The following is a 20,498-nucleotide window of genomic DNA, read 5'->3' on the forward strand; positions in this document are numbered from 1 at the left end:
TGAGCAAGAAGCCCCCACTTCAAAATCAGAGATTTAAGTGGTGGGAGCATGTCACGGAAAGATTTCAGGGCTTTGAAAATCAATATGTCATCATCGGTGGGACAGCGTGTGATTTGATTATGGAAAACGAAGAATTACCGTTTCGTGCTACAAAAGATGTAGATATTGTACTGATTGTTGAATCCATAACAGCGGAGTTCGGCAGGCAGTTTTGGGAGTATGTCAAGGAAGCAGGATATGAGCATTTGAATAAAAGTACCGGAAATGCACAGTTTTATCGTTTCACATTTCCGAAAAGCAAAGAATATCCATATATGATAGAAATATTTTCCAGAAATCCAGATTTTATTATATTGGAAGATGATGCAGTTCTTACACCGCTTCCGATAGACGATGAAATCTCCAGCTTGTCGGCAATCCTTCTAAACGAAGCGTATTATGAATTGCTAAAAACCGGACAAATGATGGTTGATGGCATTCCGGTATTAAGTCCGACTTGGCTCATTGATCATCCAAACAAAATATCAGTATTCTGACAGAGAACTCGTTGAACAGCTGACAGAAAATCCGTATTACCAGTATTTCATTGGTCTTCCAGGTTATCAGGAAGAACCACCAATTGATGCAAGTACCTTAGTCCTGTTCCGTAAACGGCTGAAAATGGATGTTATGTACCAGAACAAGACTCATAGCGTAGACAACCGCATTGTCAGCATTGCACAGCCATGGATTAGATCAATCGTAAGAGGAAAAATAAAGTCACCGGTAGAATTCGGGGCAAAGTTTGATCTGAGCATTGATGATAATGGTCTTACTTTTTACATTTTTATGGCTGCTGGAACTATTAACACATCAATCAGCTGATTTTGAGCTGGAAGCGGTTTAATCAGCAGACACTAATTATAACAGAAAGAAAGACCTTGAGTTCATTATAAACTCTTGGTCTTTCTTTTTTTCGGGACTATTCTTTTTTCACAGCCCTTTGTTCATAGTATGAAATGTTCAACCTGTTCCATTGTAATTTTGAGAGCGGAAATATCTGCCTGTATATCACCAGTCTCTAGGGAATGATTGGCGTGTCTGGTGAGAAACAGAGGGACTTCTTTTTGCTGGGCCAGAGCCTGAATGGAGGGGGTCTCAGCCCATGGATCGGCAGTGCCATGGAAGGCAATGCTGCCCTGAAGCGGGAAGGAAAAGGTGTCTTCTAAAGGGGTAAAGAGGATATTTCTTACTTTTAAATGATGTTTGGCTGCATAGGCAGAAGAGATGGCAGTACCAATACTTTTGGAAATAAAAAGTATGCTGCCGTAGGAGAACCAGTCGATAGTATCGAGAGCCTGTTCTGTCTGTGCAAACGCAAGCTCAAAGGCCTGTTTCATTTTGATGGAATCGCCTTTGATATTTCCCGGGAGGTTACTGTAGGATACAGTATGAATCTGATAGCCGTGTTTCTTTGCAAGGCGGCTGGCGTAGTACAGAAGAGGCTTATCTGCAGTATAGCCGATGCCTGGAAAAATGACAGCCAGTTTGGGAGTATTTTTATCTGCTTCCGTGAGGTGGCTGGTGGCTTTGGTGTACAGCATCTGCCGACGGATATTTTCCTGAAGATCCTTTAAAGTTGTGGAGATATTGCAGGAATCGGATGGAAGGTAATCGTAATCGGTAATGACATTATTTTCTTCCATGGAATAAACGATATGTGACGCTCCCATGAGTTCAATATCGTCTTCGATATCTGAGAGTAATTCTTCGTATGTTTTCATTTGAATCAAATCCTTTTTATTTAATCAATGTATGTGTAAAAACAAAATAATTATTACATGTTTCAGCAAAAGTGGCAATACTCTGGCACTTTTTATTTGTTTCGTATATACTGGAAACATCAGTAAACACAAAAATACAATTCTCAGAGTTATACTGTTTTTGTAAGAAGAATATGGGTAACTGTTCACAGGTAATATCCCGCGAGGTGTTTTGCCATGAATATGGCAAAATCCCGAGACATACGGGGCAAAATGCTATCACCGAAGGTGATTTGGAATGCATTTTGACCAAGTTACTGTGAACGGAGTGAACAGTAACGAATATGGTTCTGAGAATTGTAGTTTGCAGAAAAGAGGACAAACATACAGGAACAGATCGATGTAATGATGGAGATAACTCAGAGGGAATGAAAAAGGGGGAATGTCGTATGACAACGATTTCTTTTCCTGTGATTCAGATAGAAAAAACAGGGAAACGATTAAGAAATATGAGAAAGGAGAACGGCATCAGAGTTACTGCTTTGTGTGAATACATGGGCGGCATATCTGAGCAGGCAGTTTACAAGTGGGAACGCGGAGCGTGTCTTCCTACAATCGATAACCTGCTGGCACTCAGCCATCTGTACCATGTACAGATGGAAGACCTGCTGGTATACGAAGAGGCCGAGATGGCCTCTTCTTGTTTTATTAGTGAATATCGAGGAGATATCAGTGGTACAGTATCTGGTTATGCATGCACAGCTGCATAACGGGGACTGGTTAAGACGCGGAGCATGTGATCCATCGGGGTAATGTTTCCATCAAATTTGTAGTTGAAGGAGTTGGTTCCGGCACCACTCGCGAGAGCAGTACCCCTGGTGTGAGATCTGACCGGAGTCTGCATCTGCCAGCTGTTGACATTATGAAATACAACAGCTGGCAGATGATAGCCTTTGGCTTCAAATGCAGCTTTTGCGTTGTCATAAATGGTTTTATCCGGATTTTTCATCGCACTGTCAAATTCCATGTCAGAGATGATGAATAAGGTGGAAGGCATTTCTTCCTGAGGTGTGCCAGCATTAACCGCTGTCCGGAGGATCAGATCAAAAACCGCTTCAAGGTTTGTTGAAAATTCCCACTTGCTGCTCTGGATATAGCGAAGCTTCTCCTCAAGTGTCCGGCCATGAATTTCCACCAGTTCAGGTGTCGATGAAAAAGTAATGAATGTATTGTGAAAAGTACCAGTGCAGTGTTCTGCATGATACAGCCCCAATGCCTGTGAGATCAGAGCCGGACTTGGAGTTCCGTAGCGGTGGCAATACATGGAGCCGGAAACATCGATCACAGAAATTGCATTCTGTTCACATACTTTGGAAGTCTGCTGATTCCAGAGAGTTTCCAGAGCAGCATTTGCAGCGTCAGGTTCGCAATGTGGAAGTATACGGCCATGTGACATTAATGGACGCAGGATCTCATATGGATAAAGCGTACCACAGTGGATAGATTTCTGACCGTTATCGACATCTGACAGGAACTTAGAAAAACGCTCGGCATCCTGCTGATGAAAAGATTTGTGATATTTGAGCATTGCTCCTGCCGGAACCGCTTCATAATTGATTTTGTCCAGTTTTTGGCTGGTGAGGTAACGCTCCGTCAGGGCAATATTTGCACGAAGCGTGGAAAGAAGCTTGCGGTACTGACCGGCACCCATCCCAAGTGCAGAGGCGAGAACTTTTGCCTGTCCTCTTTTACGGGCACTTGAGGTATTGATGGAAGGAAGCCATTTGGCAAGAAGTGAAATATGTGCGTTGATATTTCCTGCTTTTCGCTCTTTGAGAGCTTCACAGTCCTGGTTTAACTGAGTGCGGATCAGCTCGACAACAGCTTTCTCAGACGGAGTCCCCATCAGACACATGAGGTCATCGAAACGTCCGTATTCAGAAATTAAAGCAATATTTTTTCTGGCAGATTCCGGCCATGTTTTGGCGGTATGCCGGATCAGGTTGCGGAAAAGCTCACGCTCACCAAGGCCCTCCCGGATATCGCGGATATAGAAAAGGAGCTTCATTGCCAGCTCTGGATTTTCGATATAAGCACGATCAAAGAGGTGAATCTGGTCACGGTATGAACGATGACGCATACCGCCAGCGACAGCAAACAGATCCAGACAGGCATCGCCGGATGAAGCATGAGTTTTTGCCCCGTTCAATGTCTCTGTAAAGCTTGCTTCTTCTTTAAGATTATCAAGAAATGACATATGCTGCTCCTTTCTGTGAATTAGTCTGGTCATGATTTGCAGAAGCTTCCAGACTTTTTAATAAATTAGATCGTAGCTGTTTAGTACCCTCGCGGGATACTGCCTGCTGCTTGACTTATATTATTATGAGCGAGACGCAATGTAAGATTTCATCTGATATATGTATTGTTTTTTTTGCGTAAATACCTTTCTTTATACCACTTCAACGTGGATCACCTCCGATCAGAAGTTATCTGTGTCATGGATAAAAGATTACCTGAGTAACAATAGAAAACTCATAAGCTGATTTGTTTCGCTGCTGTATGCGCCTGATTTTAATATAAGATTTTTTTAAAACGTCTGTGAAGTCTGCCTTCCGCAAAACTTCTTTTGAAGGAATGTGTTCCTTCGATGCATTAAGATTAGCATAGCTTCCAGTGCAAAACAATGAACCTGTGGTTTAGAAAAATCCGAAAAACACTCTTCCCTTGCTTTTATCTTCTTAACAAGCTATACTAATCTGATAGATATAGTATGAATTGGAGGACTTTTTACATGAAAATCGCAGTAACTTATGATAATGGCAATGTTTTCCAGCACTTTGGAAAAACAGAGAATTTCAAGGTTTATGAGGTAGAGGATAATAAGGTTGTTTCCAGTGAAGTGATCGGTTCTAATGGGACAGGACACGGTGCACTTGCAGGACTTCTTGCAGAGCAGGGAATTGATGTCCTGATCTGTGGCGGAATCGGCGGCGGTGCACAGAATGCACTTGCAGAGGCCGGGGTTCAGTTATGCTCAGGTGCTCAGGGAAACACAGACGAGGTGGTAGAGGCTTACCTTAAGGGTGAACTGGTTTCAGCAGGAACAACCTGTGACCATCATCACCATGAGGAAGGTCATTCCTGTGGCGATCATGAAGAGGGACATTCCTGCGGAGGAACCTGCGGTGGTGGATGTGGTTCACACAAGCCGGCATTTACAGGCCCGAACGTAGGCAAAACCTGCCGTACCCATTATAGGGGAACTTTTAACGATGGAACACAGTTTGATTCTTCTTATGATCGTGGAGAACCGCTTGAATTTATCTGTGGAGCAGGGCAGATGATCAAAGGCTTCGATGCAGCAGTAGCTGGTATGGAAGTCGGAGAGATCAAAGAAATCCATCTGATGCCGGAAGAAGCATATGGCATGCCGGATCCGAATGCGATCTTTACACTTGAGATCGCTCAGCTTCCGGGATCTGAGGATCTTACAGTAGGACAGCAGGTATATCTGTCTAATCAGTATGGACAGCCATTCCCAGTTAAGGTAACCGCAAAGGAAGAGACTACGATCACTTTCGATGCAAACCACGAGATGGCAGGTAAAGAACTGAATTTCAAGATTGAACTTGTGGAAGTAAAATAAAATTTTAGTTGAATGATAAGAAAGCGGCTATAATTCCGACAGACAGGGAGAGTAGCTGCTTTTTTCTTTGCCTGGTATATCGAAGAGGTGCCGGTGGCATGTCTGCTTATTGTAAAAATTTAAAGATCTGCGGAGGTGATGCTTTTGGAGACAGTGTAAGATCAGTGTACATTGAAGATTTGACGCAGTGGCTGAATATGGAGGGGATCTGTGGCTATACAGCACTGAGGGATTTATAAATTATTATGTTAATGGTAAAGAATTGGAGAATTTAGCAAAAACGTTTTTCGGATTTGTTCTTTTTTTTCTCTGAAAATTTCATTTTTTTATACAAAAATTTGTTTGTACATTCACAAAAAGAGAGATTATAATAAAACCAGAAATTGCAATTACCAGAAGGGGGATATCAGTGTATACAAAGAAAAAGAAAATAGTTATTACAGTGGCAGTAATAGTGATACTTGTTATTACAGCTGTTTATTTTAGTATCGGGGGAATCCTGGTAAATGCGAAAAGACTGGGAGAAATATCAGGCTATTACACAGGAATAAACCTGAGAGAAAATGGAACAGAGATTCGCAAGGACGATGAGGACAGTGACGTTTTTGATTATAACAGTTGTTACGACCTTATAATTAACTCAGAAAAGAAGCCATATTTGGATGTTTATGATTCCGAAGCAGCAAATCCAGGGGTCAGAGGATGGATTATCGGATTAAATGATAATACAGTAATATTGTGGCTGAATCCACTGGAAACAGATTTTGGATTTGCTCCTTTTACTGGTAATTCAATAATACCAATATATAAATTCGAATATGAATTAAAGCAAAATAAAATTGTTTTATCACATGATGGAAAGGAGATCCCATTCAGAAAAATTTAATATCAGGAGGAACAACGATGGCAATTATCACTTTCAACGAAATCATAGAAGTAAACGGAATACTGGAACAAAAACATCTGAATTTCAAACTCCACCTTCGCGATGCCTGCGGAGCACAGGCTTTGTGGATCGAACCACTGGGAAACTGTGCCTGCGAGGGACGTTATGATGAGATGCATCAGGTGATCGAACAGTATTTCCTGGATAAAGGACTGAATGTAAAATACTGGGACGATGAAAAGTTACAGTTTACCCTGGAGAAAAAATAATCCGACTACAAAAAAGTGAGGCATAAAAATGGCAAAGATCAGAGTGATCAAGAAAAATGACGACTATTCCATGGATTATCAGGTTGGCGATATCCTGGAAGTGACAGGAACCTGGTATGGCGGGATCAATGTAAACAGCAAGACAGGAATCCCACTCTGTCTGGACAAAGATGAATATGAGGAAATCTCTGAGAATACAGATCTTTCTCACGAGGAATACGAAAGAGCTGCAAACTACTGGAAAGAAAAAGATGCACAGTCAAAAAAACTGGACCAGGATGCTCTAAAAAAGGCCGTGGAGGAGTATATTCAGGCAAACAACACCTGTGCACTGGCAACCGCGGCAGGAGATTTTGTGCGCTGTACGCCGCTGGAGTATACGTATCATGACGACTGCTTCTGGAGTTTTTCTGAAGGTGGCGAGAAGTTTTATGCACTGGAAAAGAACAAGAACGTATGCCTGGTCATCTTTGATAAATATGAAGGTTTCGGCAAACTCAAAGGAATGCAGGTCACAGGCCTGGCATCTATTGTAGAGCCATTTTCACAGGAATATGTACAGGCGGCAGATTTCCGAAAGATTCCACTGAAGGCTCTGGAAAAAATGCCGCATCCGATGAACCTTATCAAAATAAAACCAAAGAAAATCGAATTCGTAAATTCTGACTTCAAGAAAGATGGCGCAGATTCCAGACAGACACTTATCTGCGACTGAAAATAATTCTCTAAAAAGAGTAAAGATGCTTGTTTGAAGAATGCAGTTGTATTATAATAAAAAAGAAATGTTTTCTAATAGGGAGAATTGTATAAGCAGCTGAAGACAATTATAATAGTGAGTTAATATACTCAAAGATACCTGAAATCCGAGGTATTCGTTCGTGCTGACGTAACAGCAGCTGGAGTTGTAGGAAAAAAGCCAGTGCAAGTTGAAACAGTCTTGCTAACTAAGGAGTAGAATCCCGATGGTAACAGCTGAGCAATGGTATAAGTCCACGAAAACCAAGTGGCAAAATATTAAAAACTAGGAAAGGAAAAGCTATTTCAGATGAAGACAAAACCTATATCTAATCAAGTTATGAATTTATAGGTATGTACCGATGGCTTAGTCGGGAATTTACGACTGTGGAGTGTACATGAATCTGCGAGTAGTAAATCACTTAGTGATTACCAAAGCATACACATTGAAGCAGTAACTATAAATCGTGAGATTATAGCGAATCATCTGGCATATATGTAGTTGTATATGTTTCAAGTAGCAGGAGTCAAATATGATTACCTGGAACAATCTGGATACACTTGCATCTTTTAAAGAACTTGCAGGAGTTAAAAAAGTAGACCTTGCAGAGGTTATGGCAGGAGAGAATGGAGCAGAACGTGTAAAGAATTACAGCGTTCCGATGACAGAGGGACTTTCCTATAACTTTGCAGCCAAAAAGGTAGACGATGAAGTTCTGGAAGGACTTAAGAAACTGGCAGAAGAAGCACAGCTTACTGAGAAATTTGAAGCTCTTTACAATGGAGAAGTGATCAACACAGGAGAGAAACGTCTTGTTCTTCATCATATGACACGTGGTCAGCTTGGAAATGCAGTTGAGGCTGACGGAGCTGACAAGAGAGCTTTCTATACAGAGCAGCAGAAGAGAATTGCAGAATTTGCAGATAAGGTACATGCCGGAGAAATTACAAACGCAGCAGGAGAGAAATTTACAACAGTTGTTCAGATCGGTATCGGTGGAAGTGACCTTGGTCCTCGTGCAATGTATCTTGCACTTGAGAACTGGGCAAAGAAAAACGGTAAATTCAAAATGGAAGCGAAGTTCATCAGCAATGTAGACCCTGATGATGCAGCAGCAGTCCTGAACTCTATTGATGTTGCACATTCCATTTTTGTACTGGTTTCCAAATCAGGAACAACTCTGGAAACTCTGACAAATGAATCCTTTGTAAAAGATGCCCTTAAGAATGCAGGACTGGATGCATCCAGACATATGATCGCAGTTACAAGTGAGACATCACCTCTTGCAAAGAGTGATGACTATCTTGCAGCATTCTTTATGGATGACTATATCGGAGGACGTTATTCTTCCACATCTGCTGTAGGCGGTGCTGTATTATCTCTGGCATTCGGACCGGAAGTCTTCGCACAGTTCCTGGATGGAGCAGCAGCAGAGGACAAGCTTGCAACAAACAAAGATGTAATGCAGAACCCGGCTATGCTGGATGCACTGATCGGTGTTTATGAGCGTAACGTACTTGGATATCCAAGCACAGCAGTTCTTCCATATTCTCAGGCACTGAGCCGTTTCCCGGCACACCTTCAGCAGCTTGATATGGAATCCAACGGTAAATCCGTAAACCGTTTTGGTGAGCCTGTAGATTATGTGACAGGACCGGTTATCTTCGGTGAGCCAGGAACCAACGGACAGCATTCCTTCTATCAGCTTCTGCATCAGGGAACTGACATTGTACCGCTTCAGTTCATCGGATTCAAAAACAGTCAGATTGGTACTGATGTAGTGATCCAGGACAGCACAAGCCAGCAGAAACTCTGTGCCAATGTTGCTGCTCAGATCGTAGCATTTGCCTGCGGTAAAGAAGATGAAAACCGCAATAAGAACTTCGAGGGCGGACGTCCGTCAAGCATCATCATCGGTGAGCAGCTGACACCGGAAGCTCTTGGTGCACTTCTTGCACACTTTGAGAATAAGGTTATGTTCCAGGGATTCCTGTGGAATGTAAACAGCTTTGACCAGGAGGGTGTACAGCTTGGTAAAGTCCTTGCAAAACGTGTGCTTGCCCATGAAACAGATGGAGCACTTAAGGTATTCAGTGATCTTCTGAATATCTGAATAGAATATAGGTGACTGTGAGGGTATTGAACAGTTACGAATATAAGTTTATAGAACAGTCCTGCAGCATGATCATCATGCTGTGGGGCTGTTTTTTGCTTTATAGGTGTATTTAGCTAAAATGTACAGATTCTGATGACTTTTTGTGACATCATGCGTATTTACAATTGCAGATGACAAGTGTATAATAGCGGAAAGTGAAAACGATTACACATACATATGAAATAAAATACATATAATACATGAAATACATATGATAATTAAATGATAATGATACCATAGATATGAAGCCGGATAGCAAAATCCGAAAAATAACAGGAGGTCAGAAATGAGTGCATTAACAAGCATACTTGCCGCAGAACTGATTAAAATCGAAGAAACCGCAGCAATGGATCGAGAACTTCAGAAACAGCGTCTTACCCATCATCTGATGCCTCCGACCGGATGGCTGAATGATCCGAATGGATTATGTTATTTTAAAGGAAGATATCATGTGTTTTTTCAGTATTCACCGTTTGATGTAGAGGGAGGACTGAAGCTCTGGGGCCATTATTCCAGTGAAGACCTGGTTTCCTGGAGATATGAGGGAGTACCGTTATATCCGGACAGCAGTTATGACTGTCATGGGGTCTATTCCGGTTCTGCAATAGTGGAGGATGAGAAATTACATCTTTTTTTTACGGGAAACGTCAAAATGGACGGGGACTATGATCACATCAATAACGGGAGGGAAGCCAGTACCCTTCATGTAGAGAGTGAAGATGGGATACATTTTGGCGTAAAAGAAGTAGCGGTCGATTATCAGGATTATCCGGAAACATATACCCGTCATGTGAGGGATCCAAAAGTATGGAAAGATGATGATGCTTATTTTATGGCACTCGGCGGACGCAAAAAGAATGATCAGGGAGCTGTACTGATCTACAGATCAGAGAATCTCAAGAACTGGACTTACGAAAGGGAAATTACTACAGAAGAACCATTTGGATATATGTGGGAATGTCCGGATATGTTTAAGATAGAAGGACAGCAGGTGTTGTCTGTTTCTCCACAGGGGCTGAAGCGCGAAGAATACAGATTTCAGAATGTTTATCAGTCAGGATATTTCCTTTTGAAAGACGGAAAAATGGATGTGAAAGAGTTTCAGGAGTGGGATATGGGATTTGACTTTTATGCGCCTCAGACATTTGAGGACGCAAAGGGAAGGAGAATTCTGATCGGTTGGATGGGACTTCCGGATGTTGAAGGAGAATATACGAATCCGACAGCAGAGAAAGAGGGCTGGCAGCATTGTCTGACTGTTCCAAGAGAGATTCGTCTGTATAATGGAAGATTATATCAATATCCGGTAGAAGAGCTTAAGGTGCTTAGAGGAAGAGACTTCAGAATAGATGAAACGCAGGAAAATATTGAAGTCTTCAGACCGTTTGAGCTGGAAATGAAACTGGATACAAGGATATGCAGAATATCCTTTGGAACGGATCTGATACTGGAGGCAGATGGGCCGAAGGTTTGGTTAAGGCTCTCCAAAGAGGCCGGCGCAGGGCGAAGACAACGCAATGCGATCCTTCCGTCAGGAAGCCTGAAAGAACTTCGTATGCTTGTGGATACAACGGCAGTGGAGATCTATTTGAATCACGGAGAAATTGTTTTTTCTACAAGATATTATCCGGAAAAAATGTCTCAGACCGTAAAACTGGAGGCAGAGAAATTCCAGGGATATATATATGAGTTAAAAGAAATGACCGGAATAAAGTAAGGCCGGAAGAATGGTGAAAATACAGATAAAATACGAAAGGGTGCCATGTGAAGAATGCATGGCACCCTTTCGTATTTTATGGGAGAAGAAGGGACGGAGTAAACAGTAGCTAATTATCTAAAAATTCTGTAAAAAGAGGTTGGAAGAGTAGTAATTGGAAGTTGAGTGTGATAAAATAATCTACAGTGACACTTTGATCAGAGGAGTGTCACAATATTACCTATAAGTTGATATTGAGGTGAGAATAGTTGATGTTAGAACATAAAAAGATTCAAAACCTCAGTGATTTTTTTACAGAGTTGGGGAATCGCAGGGAAAAGGGAGTATATTTTTATCGTATTAATGGTTATTCCGAAGAAATTGGGAAATTTCTATATGACTATTATGATGCTGCAAGGAAGTGTGGAGTGATCATCGAGGGTAAGATACCGAATCCTACAGAGGGGAATCTGGCTTATTACTATGAAATGATGGGAAATGATTTCCAGCTTGGCATGGGGTTTATCATGTGTAGTCTGAAGAAATGGCTTCCCAGGATGAACCGTTCGCAGAATGAGAATGTGGCAGCTTCCATTTACGATTCACTGGAGGAACTGAGAAGATCAGGAAAAACAGAAAATATGCTCAGGAATGCGTATATCAAGTTTATGTGCTGGCTCTATTACAAGTTTGAGCGGATCGTAAACCAGCTGGGACAGGAACGACTTCCAAAGATCTTATATGTCGGTTCAGTCAGCAATTATGAACTGCTGCTGCTGGGCGTTCTCTCCAATGCAGGATGTGATGTGGTTCTGGTGCAGCCATCAGGAGATGAATCATATCTGAAGCTCGATCCACAGTCGCAGAAATCAGACAGATACGAAGGTGAGAACTTCGGAGAAATTCCGGCAGACTTTTCGCTTGCAAAGCTACGGCAGAATATTGAGAAGACCGTGCAGAATCAGAAGATATTTGGCTCAGAAGGTGGTTTTACCAACTGTACAAATGCATGGATCGAGGGTGGCGGTCTTTCGGATATCCTGAAGGAACCAGCAGCCAGAGGCGATCGGGAGGGATTTTTTTATAACTGTTATCTTCGGATCAATGGTGTGGAAGACAAACTTACTTATGCGAATGAACTGTATCAGTTTTATCTGGAACTAAAGAACCGGAAGCGGCAGATTGTTGTTGTGAATGGCAGTATCCCGAATCCGACAACGGATGAGATCATGAAGATCCGCCGGACTCATTATACAGGGGCAGAGCAGATGATCGCAGATCTCCAGATGAATATTCAGTATCCGGCAAGTAAGATCCTGCAGGCGGTTTTTTGCAGAGCCTTTGCAGAAGTGATGATGCGGGAGGCAACTGAACCGGATATCAGCCTTAACCGACTGATGAATAAAGGAGTGTATCTTCTGTGCTGGATCAAAAGATATCAGGGACAGCTTTTTAAGAACTGGAAGAAAAACGACACAGGTTGTTTTGTTCATATGGGCAGTTGCCGGAGTGTCAATGAAGTGCTTTTTATAAAATTTCTGGCGAGAGTACCGGCAGATGTCCTGATCCTGCACCCGGACCGAAATGAACCGGTCATGCTTGAGGATCCGCTTTTATATGAAATCAATCATGATACATCTATGGTGATGCAACGATTTCCGGAACAGAATGCACAGCTTCATATAGGAACGGCGGCGTATCATGCAGAACGGGAACTGGATACACTGATGTACAATGATTCTGTGATATTTCGAGACAGGCAGTTTGTCCAGGCAAATACCATATCATTGCAGACAATAGATCGGGAGATCAGGCTTCTCTGGAATACGGAGATGAAATATCGTCCTAATTTCAGTACAGTGGACGGCGTTGTAAACCTGCCAGTCATCTTTTCAAAAATATCGGGTGTGAAGGATCAAAAAACAGAAGAATATTGGATTTCTGTCAAGCAGCTGATGACTCCGGAAACAGTGGTGATCGATCAGCCGCCGTTTTTTACCTCCGTATCACCGAATCCGATTAAAATGTATGTGGCAGAATTTTTCAGAAACGGAAAACTGCAACGAAGGAAGATAAAAACTCATCCGGCATATCCGTATGGATTTCTCAGAGAAGAAATGCAGGATTATATTCTGGATAAGCTGGAGACAATGATAGAACAGCGTCTGATCCGTGGAACGTTTGAAAATGGAACAGAATATACGATCATATCTGTTGCACTGAATCTTCCGAAACAGGTTACGCGTCTGATACAGAATTTTGATTTTACAAAAAAGAATCCGAAACTGATATATATTAATACATCAGAGGTACTGATCACGCTTGAGGATTCTATTTATACGGCTTTTCTGAACCTGCTGGGATTTGATGTGCTTTTCTTTATTCCGACAGGATACAACATAGATAATCATTTTAACCAGAAATTAATGGAAGAACATCAGACAGGAACTTATATGTATGATCTGCAGGTTCCTGACTGGAATACGATTTCATTAACAGCACGCACGTCATGGCGTGACAGAATATTCAGGAAGGGGTAAGCGTTATGGGACTTGATTTCAGTAAGGTAACACCACCTGCATCACCGACAGGAGAGGCGGGGACAGAGATTGAGACTGTAAAACCATATGATATTGTGGCTGACAGGAAGCAGATGAATGAAACGCTGGTAAATTCTGATGAGGTGGATGCACTTGTAAGCACGATCGAAGTAAATAATCTGGAAACGATTGTTTGTTTTGGAGCAGATGCTGCCGAGGAGGTGGCGAAGGCATCGGATATTGTTCTGAACAGCATGAACATGAGCCAGCTGGATGAGTCCAGTGAAATGCTGACTTCACTGTCAAAGATCATGTCAAAGTTTGATCCGAGTGAACTCAAGGAAAGTACAGGGCTGTTTAACAAACTGTTTGGAAATATGAAGAAACAGCTCGAAAAAATCCTCGATAAATATCATACCATGGGAGAGGAAGTGGATAAAATCTATGTTCAGCTCCGTGAGTATGAGGGTGAGATCAAACAGTCCAACCGCAAGCTGGAGCAGATGTTTGATGCAAATGTTGATTATTATCATCAGCTTGTAAAATATATTCTTGCCGGAGAGCAGGGATGCAGGGAACTGGAAGCCTATATTGCACAGCGTCAGGCTGATTTTGAGGCAACCGGGGACAATTCCATACAGCTGGAACTGGCAGGGCTGAATAATGCTCTGATGATGCTGGAACAGCGTACACAGGATCTGAGGGTGGCAGAGAATATCGCGATACAGTCTATTCCGATGATCAAGACAATGGCATACAGTAATATGAATCTTGTAAGAAAAATCAACTCGGCGTTCATTGTTACGCTTCCGGTGTTTAAGCAGGGACTGGCCCAGGCAGTTATGCTCAAGCGTCAGAAGATCCAGGCAGAGGCACTGTCGGAGCTTGACAAGAAGACAAACGAGATGCTGATCAAGAATGCACGTAATACCGTAGAACAGTCCAAGATGACAGCCAGACTGGCAAGCGGAAGCTCTGTCAAGATCGAGACTCTGGAGACTGCCTGGAGAACGATCGTCAACGGTATCGAGGAAACACAGAACATTCAGGAAACAGCCAGAAAACAGAGGATTGACGATGCGGCCCGGCTCGAAAACATCAAGCAGGAATTTCTCAAAACCTATGGTGGAGCAGGCAGATAAAGCATGTTAAAATAATCCAACATCAAAGCATAAAGGAGGAAACGATTATGCCAATCAATTTATCAAAAGGACAGAAAGTAGATCTTACCAAGGGGAATCCGGGATTAAAGAATATCATGGTAGGCCTTGGCTGGGATGTCAATGCATTCGACACAGGTGCAGACTTTGACCTTGATGCAGCAGCATTTATGCTTGGTTCCAATGGTAAATGCCCGACAGACAAGGAATTTGTCTTCTATGGAAACCTGGAACATCCGTCAGGAGCTGTAAAGCATATGGGTGATAACCGTACAGGTGACGGCGAAGGCGATGACGAAGAGATGGAGATCGCACTTGCAGATGTTCCGGCAAATGTTGAAAGAATCGCATTCACTGTTACAATCTATGAGGCAGAGGCCAGAAGACAGAATTTCGGACAGGTTTCCAATGCATATATCCGTATCGTGGACAAGGACACAAACCAGGAACTGATCCACTATGATCTGGGTGAAGATTTTTCTATTGAGACAGCAATTGTGGTAGGAGAACTTTACAAACATAACGGTGAATGGAAGTTTAATGCGATCGGAAGTGGGTTCCAGGGTGGACTCGCAGCACTGTGCGGACATTTTGGAATTGAGGTTGCATAATAATTCCTGAATAAGAGATACTGTGAACGGAGTGAACAGTAACAACTGGCAGTTTGCCGGGAGGAGAAAAATATGTCAATTAGTTTGCAAAAGGGACAGAAGGTCAGTCTTAGTAAAGAAAGTAAAGGTCTGTCAAATGTACTCGTAGGTCTTGGATGGGATGCGGTAGAGCAGAAATCAGGATTATTTGGGCTTTTTAAGGCGGCGGATATTGACTGTGACGCAACAGCAATCCTGCTTAAGAATGGTAAATTTACAGATAAAAATGATGTTGTATATTTTGGAAATCTTACACACAAGTCAGGCACTGTCCGTCATATGGGAGATAACCTGACAGGTGACGGGGACGGAGATGATGAGCAGATTCTCATTGAACTGTCCAGGGTTCCACAGGAATATGACAAAATCGTGATCGTTGTAAATATCTATTCTGCAGTTCAGAGAAAGCAGCATTTTGGAATGATCAAAAATGCATTTATCAGAATCGTAGATGGAAGTACGAATAAAGAGATGTGCAAATATGATCTTACCGAGAACTATTCCGGAATGACGGCGATGATCTTTGGAGAGATATACAGACACAACGGCGAATGGAAATTTGGAGCCATTGGCCAGGGTACAAAGGACACATCGATCGGCGATCTTTGCAGACGATATGTGTAATGGAGGTATTCACCGGATGAGTGAGAATCAAAACAAAGCAGTTCTGACGAAGGAACTGCTGAACAGAAAAACCCTTGAACAGGGCTTGACGGAAGAACAGGCTGCACAGAGCAAACAGCAGTATGGAACGAATGCACTTGCCAAGAAAGAAGCGGAATCGCTCTGGTCTATGTTTATCGGTGCTTTTAATGATATCTGGATCAAGGTTCTCTGCCTTGCACTGGTACTTAAGATCGTTTTGGCGATTCTTGGAGTGATCGTTCCGGCACTGGGCGGCGAGAATGATGTTATTGAGATTATCAGTATTGTAATTGCAATTGCACTTGCAACAGGATTCAGCACCCTGTCCGAATACAGAAATACATCAAGAAGCGAGGCTTTGCAGGAAGAGTACAACAAAACCTATGCTAAGGTATTTCGAAACGGAAAACTTGTCAAAATCCTGACAAGTGACATTGTAAAGGGAGACACGATCCTGATCCAGGCAGGTGACAAGGTTCCGGTTGACGGACTTTTGTTTAAAGGAAATGTAAAGGTGTCCCAGGCAGCACTGAATGGAGAGTCACGTGATGAATCCAAGACAGCTGCTGACAGTATGGAAGAGGCAGAATCCACGGATTACTCTTCTGCACACAAGGTATTTATGGGATCTGTTGTAACCAGTGGGGAAGCTTATATGGTGGCAACGGTGATCGGTGATGCATCTGAGCTTGGTAAGATCAATAAAGCTCTTACGGATGACAATGAGGAAGAAGAACGTAAGGATACTTCCAGTCTTAAGCTTGAGGTTGTTGCCGGAGGAATCGGTAAGCTTGGTGTTTCAGCAGCTGTGATCGCAGGTGTGCTTCAGGTGTTCCTTTCCATTATCCGTGCAGATGAAGCAATCACACCTGTATTTGTGATCCTTCTGATCGCAGAGGCAGTTATGCTGATGGCTTCTATCGTTATCATGGCAGTGCCGGAAGGTCTTCCGATGATGAACAGTCTGGTTCAGTCCATGAATACAGAATCCATGTACAAAAAGAATATCCTTGTAAGTCACAAGGCTGCTTTTTCAGATTCTGCTTATATGAATCTTCTGTTCAGTGACAAGACAGGAACTATCACGGAGGGAAATCTTTCTCTGGTAGAGTTTGTGCTGGGAGATGGAAGAATTGTTGATCATATTTCACATAATGATTTTCTGGAAGCGATCACTCTGAATAACCTTGCAAAGATTTCTGAAGGCAAGGCGATCGGAAGCAACAACATGGACCGTGCTCTTCTGACTTATTCCATCACAAAGGGCGGTCCGGAGAAGGTTGATGCATCTAAGGTAAAGGAAATCAGCGGATTTGATTCCGAGAAAAAATGTGCGACTGTAGAATTAAATGATGGAACAGTTTACTGGAAGGGTGCTACGGAAAACATCATCAATGAAGTGACACATTATATGACAGAAGACGGCAGGGTTATAGACTTCACTCCTTCTGAAAAGGCAAAAGTAGAAGAGCAGATGGTTGCACAGGCAAAGAGAACCATGAAGCTTCTTTCTGTAGTGAAGATCACAGGAAGCCAGAAAATCCTTCTTGCAGTTCTCAGTCTGAGAGATAACGTAAGAAAAGATGCGATTGAGACAGTTGAGGTTCTGAACCATGCCGGAATCCAGGTGGTTATGGTTACAGGTGATGCAGAAGAAACAGCTGTTGCAATTGCAAAAGAAGCCGGAATCCTCAAGGATGAGAAGACAGAAGTTGTTCTTACTCATGATGAACTGGAACAGCTTTCCGACGAAGAACTTAAGAAAAAACTTCCGATGCTTCGCGTTGTCAGTCGTGCGAAACCTCTGGATAAGAAACGTCTTGTCACAATTGCACAGCAGCTTGATGATGTCTGTGGTATGACAGGAGACGGTGTCAATGATGCACCGGCACTGAAACAGGCGGATATCGGATTTGCAATGGGAGATGGAACAGCAGTTGCACAGGAGGCAGGAGATGTTGTTATTCTGAACAACAGTCTGACTTCCATCAAGGACTGTGTATTAAACAGCCGAACCATGGCGAAATCTGTCGGCAAGTTCCTGATCTTCCAGCTGACTGTAAATATCAGTACTCTGCTGATGAATATTCTTGCACCGATTCTTGGATGGACAGAGCCGTTTTCCATTGTTCAGATTCTGTGGATCAACCTGATCATGGATACGCTGGCAGCTATGGCATTTGGTGGTGAGCCGATCCTGAATCGTTATATGAATGAACAGCCGGCAAAGAGAAGTGATGATATCCTGACAGGCTACATCAAATCTGCAATTGGGGTGAGTGCGGTATTTATCACACTTGGTTCCATTCTGATCCTGGAGAATATCGGCGGGATCACAACGGCAGTTATGCCGGCAGGATGTGCTGATCCGGAACTTTATGAGAAGACATTTATGTTTGCATTCTTTATCTATTCCATCATCTTTAACAGTCTGAATACCAGATCTGAGAAATTCAATCTGTTTGAGCATATTGGAGAGAATAAGAGATTTGTCCTGGTCATGGGTGCAATCTTTGTCATGCAGACAGTTCTGATCCAGATTGGTGGTGAAGTATTCAGTACAACTCCACTGACACTGAAAGCACTGCTTGTCTCCATGGTACTGGGTGCACTGATCATCCCAGTGGATATGGTACGAAAAGCAATCGTGAAATCCGGTAAATAAAAAGTTACGTTAAACCCAGAAAACCCTCTGTCGAGTGACAGAGGGCTTTCTTTATGTTCTTTATAGTAAAGAAATGTTAATCAATTCCGATGCGGATGCCGCCTCTGCGCTCAGAAGGCTGAATAATGACGGTTACGGGCAGATTGCCGTGCCATTCAAAGGAATAGGATTCACCGGAGGCCTGACCGATAAAGGTCTTCCAGTTTACGTCTGTGGTAATGCGTGGATCACAGGAGCCATCGCCCATCCAGCAGATCACCGCGTCCGGATCGACAGAAATAGTATTGTGTGTCTGTACATTGCTGAGGGCAATCGGGTTTCCATCGGTGAGGATGGCTACATAGGCTTCACTTCCGGTTCCGGTAAGTGTTGTGGTGGCAAAACCTTTCTGAGACAAAACACCGACACCGATAAAGCGTACACTGTATTTGCAGTCCTGCGTAAATGCGAGAAGATTCTCGGATTCAACAGAGATAGTCTCACCCGGTTCCAGCTTATAGATAACAACATGCTGTGCATTTACTGCATAGAAAGTCTCAGAAGGTCCGTTCATAGTAACTTTCATCAGGGGAATATTCTCGCCTGTGACGCGGCGCATCAGAGAGCCGAGAGCCGCCTGTGCAAGACTCTTCTGTGGCCCGAGGAGAACCTTTTCGAAGCGATAGTTTGTATTTCCGCCGCAGTCACCTGCGATAAAAGCACCGGCTTTGGTAAAGATAGTATCATTTCCTGTGCTGGTGACCTTGAGCGTCAGTTCATTTACTGTTTCAAAAGTAAGCATAAAATTACCTCCCGTTAGTTTGTTTCAACACCATACAGCTGGCAGAGTCCGGCAAGATCTCTGGCGACTCCGTTTCCGATGGCATTGAATTTCCATTCTGTGTTATGTAGATAAATCTCTCCGAGCATCATGGAGGTGACGTTGTCATAATAATCTGTCAGCATAAAACTGTAGATTTCCTGACCGGAATCCGGATTGAGAATGCGGATATAAGCGTCCTGGACCATGCTGAAATTCAAATTTCGCTCCAGAGCCTCATTGATTGTGAGGACAAAAACAATCTTGCGGATGGAAGGATCAAGTCTGAAAAAATCAATGTCTGCATATTCACGGTCAGAAGAGGACTCATTGATATGCAGAGTGACGCTTTTGTTCGGGCTTGAAGTCTGTCCATAAAAAACGAACCAGTCATCACCTGGAACTTTGCCCGAAGCATCCAGAAGATAGGCTGAAAGGTCTATGTCACACTGAAGATTGGAGACATTCCAGCCAAGGGCAACCCGCAGCCGCGGGAGCTGCCCGACCATGCCGATCCGGACTTTCTGGCCCTTCTGGATGAGGTTACGAAGCTGTGGAGTGCTGTGCTTTGCGGGGGCAACAGGTGAAGCAAGGCACTGGCTTTTCTGATTGAGCGTCAATATATTTCCGGCATTGTATGCCGGTTTTGTTTTGGTGGGAATTTGAAGCATGATCTACCTCCCTGTGTTAACTGTCAGGTTGTTTTCTGTTTTTATCATATCATGTTATGGGGCAGAGGGAGTAATAATATTTTTATAAAAATTGGATAAACGAGTTTAGCAAATAAATTTGTAATTACATTAATTTTTGTTAATTTTTGACGCAGCAGTTGAAAAAAGGAAAAAATTAGGATATGATAAATTTAACATAATATATAGCAAGAATTCTCCTTCCTCTACAGGTGGGAGA

17 protein-coding genes and 2 pseudogenes are annotated in these 20,498 nt (G+C 42.8%); 15 read left to right on the plus strand and 4 right to left on the minus strand.

What is annotated here, in order from left to right:
• Together LIR34_RS16505 and LIR34_RS18150 are read left to right on the plus strand one after the other, a co-directional pair.
• A pseudogene (locus tag LIR34_RS16505) lies at positions 1-536 on the plus strand (hypothetical protein); the annotation flags it as partial.
• Positions 496-672, plus strand: a pseudogene (locus tag LIR34_RS18150) (transposase); the annotation flags it as partial. The pseudogenes LIR34_RS16505 and LIR34_RS18150, both read left to right, overlap by 41 nt.
• A gap of 314 nt (positions 673-986) precedes the next feature.
• Here the strand turns inward: LIR34_RS18150 and LIR34_RS16515 are convergent.
• On the minus strand, positions 987-1,763 hold the full coding sequence (locus LIR34_RS16515) for an alpha/beta hydrolase (RefSeq protein WP_173903311.1): 777 nt from the start codon (positions 1,761-1,763) through the stop codon (positions 987-989).
• 323 nt (positions 1,764-2,086) lie between these two features.
• Here LIR34_RS16515 and LIR34_RS16520 point away from each other — a divergent pair, with 323 nt between their 5' ends.
• A complete protein-coding gene (locus tag LIR34_RS16520; protein WP_173903312.1) occupies positions 2,087-2,512 on the plus strand; it encodes a helix-turn-helix domain-containing protein in 426 nt (141 codons plus the stop codon).
• Here LIR34_RS16520 and LIR34_RS16525 read toward each other — a convergent pair.
• Positions 2,491-3,999 carry a DUF2828 family protein gene (locus LIR34_RS16525; protein ID WP_161284811.1) on the minus strand — a complete coding sequence of 503 codons (1,509 nt, stop codon included), beginning with the start codon at positions 3,997-3,999 and terminating at the stop codon, positions 2,491-2,493. The two genes, LIR34_RS16520 and LIR34_RS16525, sit on opposite strands and share 22 nt — an antisense overlap.
• Before the next feature lie 534 nt (positions 4,000-4,533).
• Between LIR34_RS16525 and LIR34_RS16530 the strand changes: the two genes are divergently transcribed.
• The 12 genes from LIR34_RS16530 to LIR34_RS16585 all read left to right on the plus strand — a co-directional run bounded on the left by LIR34_RS16530 (position 4,534) and on the right by LIR34_RS16585 (position 18,790).
• Positions 4,534-5,388 (plus strand): FKBP-type peptidyl-prolyl cis-trans isomerase, encoded by an 855-nt coding sequence (locus LIR34_RS16530; protein ID WP_118699030.1) that lies wholly within the window; start codon positions 4,534-4,536, stop codon positions 5,386-5,388.
• 8 nt (positions 5,389-5,396) lie between these two features.
• Positions 5,397-5,627: a hypothetical protein gene (locus LIR34_RS16535; protein WP_207718753.1), complete on the plus strand. Its 231-nt coding sequence runs from the start codon at positions 5,397-5,399 to the stop codon at positions 5,625-5,627.
• A gap of 170 nt (positions 5,628-5,797) precedes the next feature.
• Positions 5,798-6,274, plus strand: coding sequence for a hypothetical protein (locus LIR34_RS16540; protein WP_173903314.1), 477 nt, complete (start codon positions 5,798-5,800; stop codon positions 6,272-6,274).
• Positions 6,275-6,291: 17 nt separating this feature from the next.
• Positions 6,292-6,543 carry an RDAC family protein gene (locus LIR34_RS16545; RefSeq protein ID WP_161284807.1) on the plus strand — a complete coding sequence of 84 codons (252 nt, stop codon included), beginning with the start codon at positions 6,292-6,294 and terminating at the stop codon, positions 6,541-6,543.
• Positions 6,544-6,571: 28 nt separating this feature from the next.
• Complete coding sequence (locus tag LIR34_RS16550; RefSeq protein ID WP_320442971.1) at positions 6,572-7,258, plus strand: pyridoxamine 5'-phosphate oxidase family protein; 687 nt, start codon at positions 6,572-6,574, stop codon at positions 7,256-7,258.
• Between the two features lie 553 nt (positions 7,259-7,811).
• A complete protein-coding gene (locus LIR34_RS16555; protein WP_173903315.1) occupies positions 7,812-9,392 on the plus strand; it encodes a glucose-6-phosphate isomerase in 1,581 nt (526 codons plus the stop codon).
• 328 nt (positions 9,393-9,720) lie between these two features.
• The gene (locus LIR34_RS16560) at positions 9,721-11,151 is read left to right on the plus strand and encodes a glycoside hydrolase family 32 protein (RefSeq protein ID WP_173903316.1); all 1,431 of its coding nucleotides are present in this window, start codon (positions 9,721-9,723) and stop codon (positions 11,149-11,151) included.
• Positions 11,152-11,402: 251 nt separating this feature from the next.
• On the plus strand, positions 11,403-13,670 hold the full coding sequence (locus tag LIR34_RS16565; protein WP_173903317.1) for a YceG family protein: 2,268 nt from the start codon (positions 11,403-11,405) through the stop codon (positions 13,668-13,670).
• Positions 13,671-13,675: 5 nt separating this feature from the next.
• Complete coding sequence (locus tag LIR34_RS16570; RefSeq protein WP_173903318.1) at positions 13,676-14,812, plus strand: toxic anion resistance protein; 1,137 nt, start codon at positions 13,676-13,678, stop codon at positions 14,810-14,812.
• Between the two features lie 47 nt (positions 14,813-14,859).
• Positions 14,860-15,441 (plus strand): TerD family protein, encoded by a 582-nt coding sequence (locus LIR34_RS16575; RefSeq protein WP_161284802.1) that lies wholly within the window; start codon positions 14,860-14,862, stop codon positions 15,439-15,441.
• Positions 15,442-15,513: 72 nt separating this feature from the next.
• Complete coding sequence (locus tag LIR34_RS16580; RefSeq protein ID WP_173903319.1) at positions 15,514-16,104, plus strand: TerD family protein; 591 nt, start codon at positions 15,514-15,516, stop codon at positions 16,102-16,104.
• A 16-nt stretch (positions 16,105-16,120) separates the two neighbouring features.
• Positions 16,121-18,790: a cation-translocating P-type ATPase gene (locus LIR34_RS16585; protein WP_173903320.1), complete on the plus strand. Its 2,670-nt coding sequence runs from the start codon at positions 16,121-16,123 to the stop codon at positions 18,788-18,790.
• Positions 18,791-18,866: 76 nt separating this feature from the next.
• Here LIR34_RS16585 and LIR34_RS16590 read toward each other — a convergent pair whose 3' ends face one another.
• Complete coding sequence (locus LIR34_RS16590; RefSeq protein ID WP_161284799.1) at positions 18,867-19,571, minus strand: AIM24 family protein; 705 nt, start codon at positions 19,569-19,571, stop codon at positions 18,867-18,869.
• A 14-nt stretch (positions 19,572-19,585) separates the two neighbouring features.
• Positions 19,586-20,260 carry a TerD family protein gene (locus LIR34_RS16595; protein ID WP_161284798.1) on the minus strand — a complete coding sequence of 225 codons (675 nt, stop codon included), beginning with the start codon at positions 20,258-20,260 and terminating at the stop codon, positions 19,586-19,588.
• Positions 20,261-20,498 lie beyond the last annotated feature (238 nt).

It is taken from the genome of Blautia sp. MSK17_66, from assembly GCF_020538025.1.
Classification (GTDB): domain Bacteria; phylum Bacillota; class Clostridia; order Lachnospirales; family Lachnospiraceae; genus Blautia_A.

Coding starts and splice junctions, on each gene's coding strand:
- LIR34_RS16555 (WP_173903315.1), top strand. CDS start 7,812: ATGATTACCTGGAACAATCTGGATACACTTGCATCTTTTAAAGAACTT.
- LIR34_RS16590 (WP_161284799.1), bottom strand. CDS start 19,571: ATGCTTACTTTTGAAACAGTAAATGAACTGACGCTCAAGGTCACCAGC.
- LIR34_RS16515 (WP_173903311.1), bottom strand. CDS start 1,763: ATGAAAACATACGAAGAATTACTCTCAGATATCGAAGACGATATTGAA.
- LIR34_RS16570 (WP_173903318.1), top strand. CDS start 13,676: ATGGGACTTGATTTCAGTAAGGTAACACCACCTGCATCACCGACAGGA.
- LIR34_RS16525 (WP_161284811.1), bottom strand. CDS start 3,999: ATGTCATTTCTTGATAATCTTAAAGAAGAAGCAAGCTTTACAGAGACA.
- LIR34_RS16575 (WP_161284802.1), top strand. CDS start 14,860: ATGCCAATCAATTTATCAAAAGGACAGAAAGTAGATCTTACCAAGGGG.
- LIR34_RS16520 (WP_173903312.1), top strand. CDS start 2,087: ATGGTTCTGAGAATTGTAGTTTGCAGAAAAGAGGACAAACATACAGGA.
- LIR34_RS16530 (WP_118699030.1), top strand. CDS start 4,534: ATGAAAATCGCAGTAACTTATGATAATGGCAATGTTTTCCAGCACTTT.
- LIR34_RS16580 (WP_173903319.1), top strand. CDS start 15,514: ATGTCAATTAGTTTGCAAAAGGGACAGAAGGTCAGTCTTAGTAAAGAA.
- LIR34_RS16545 (WP_161284807.1), top strand. CDS start 6,292: ATGGCAATTATCACTTTCAACGAAATCATAGAAGTAAACGGAATACTG.
- LIR34_RS16560 (WP_173903316.1), top strand. CDS start 9,721: ATGAGTGCATTAACAAGCATACTTGCCGCAGAACTGATTAAAATCGAA.
- LIR34_RS16585 (WP_173903320.1), top strand. CDS start 16,121: ATGAGTGAGAATCAAAACAAAGCAGTTCTGACGAAGGAACTGCTGAAC.
- LIR34_RS16565 (WP_173903317.1), top strand. CDS start 11,403: ATGTTAGAACATAAAAAGATTCAAAACCTCAGTGATTTTTTTACAGAG.
- LIR34_RS16550 (WP_320442971.1), top strand. CDS start 6,572: ATGGCAAAGATCAGAGTGATCAAGAAAAATGACGACTATTCCATGGAT.
- LIR34_RS16595 (WP_161284798.1), bottom strand. CDS start 20,260: ATGCTTCAAATTCCCACCAAAACAAAACCGGCATACAATGCCGGAAAT.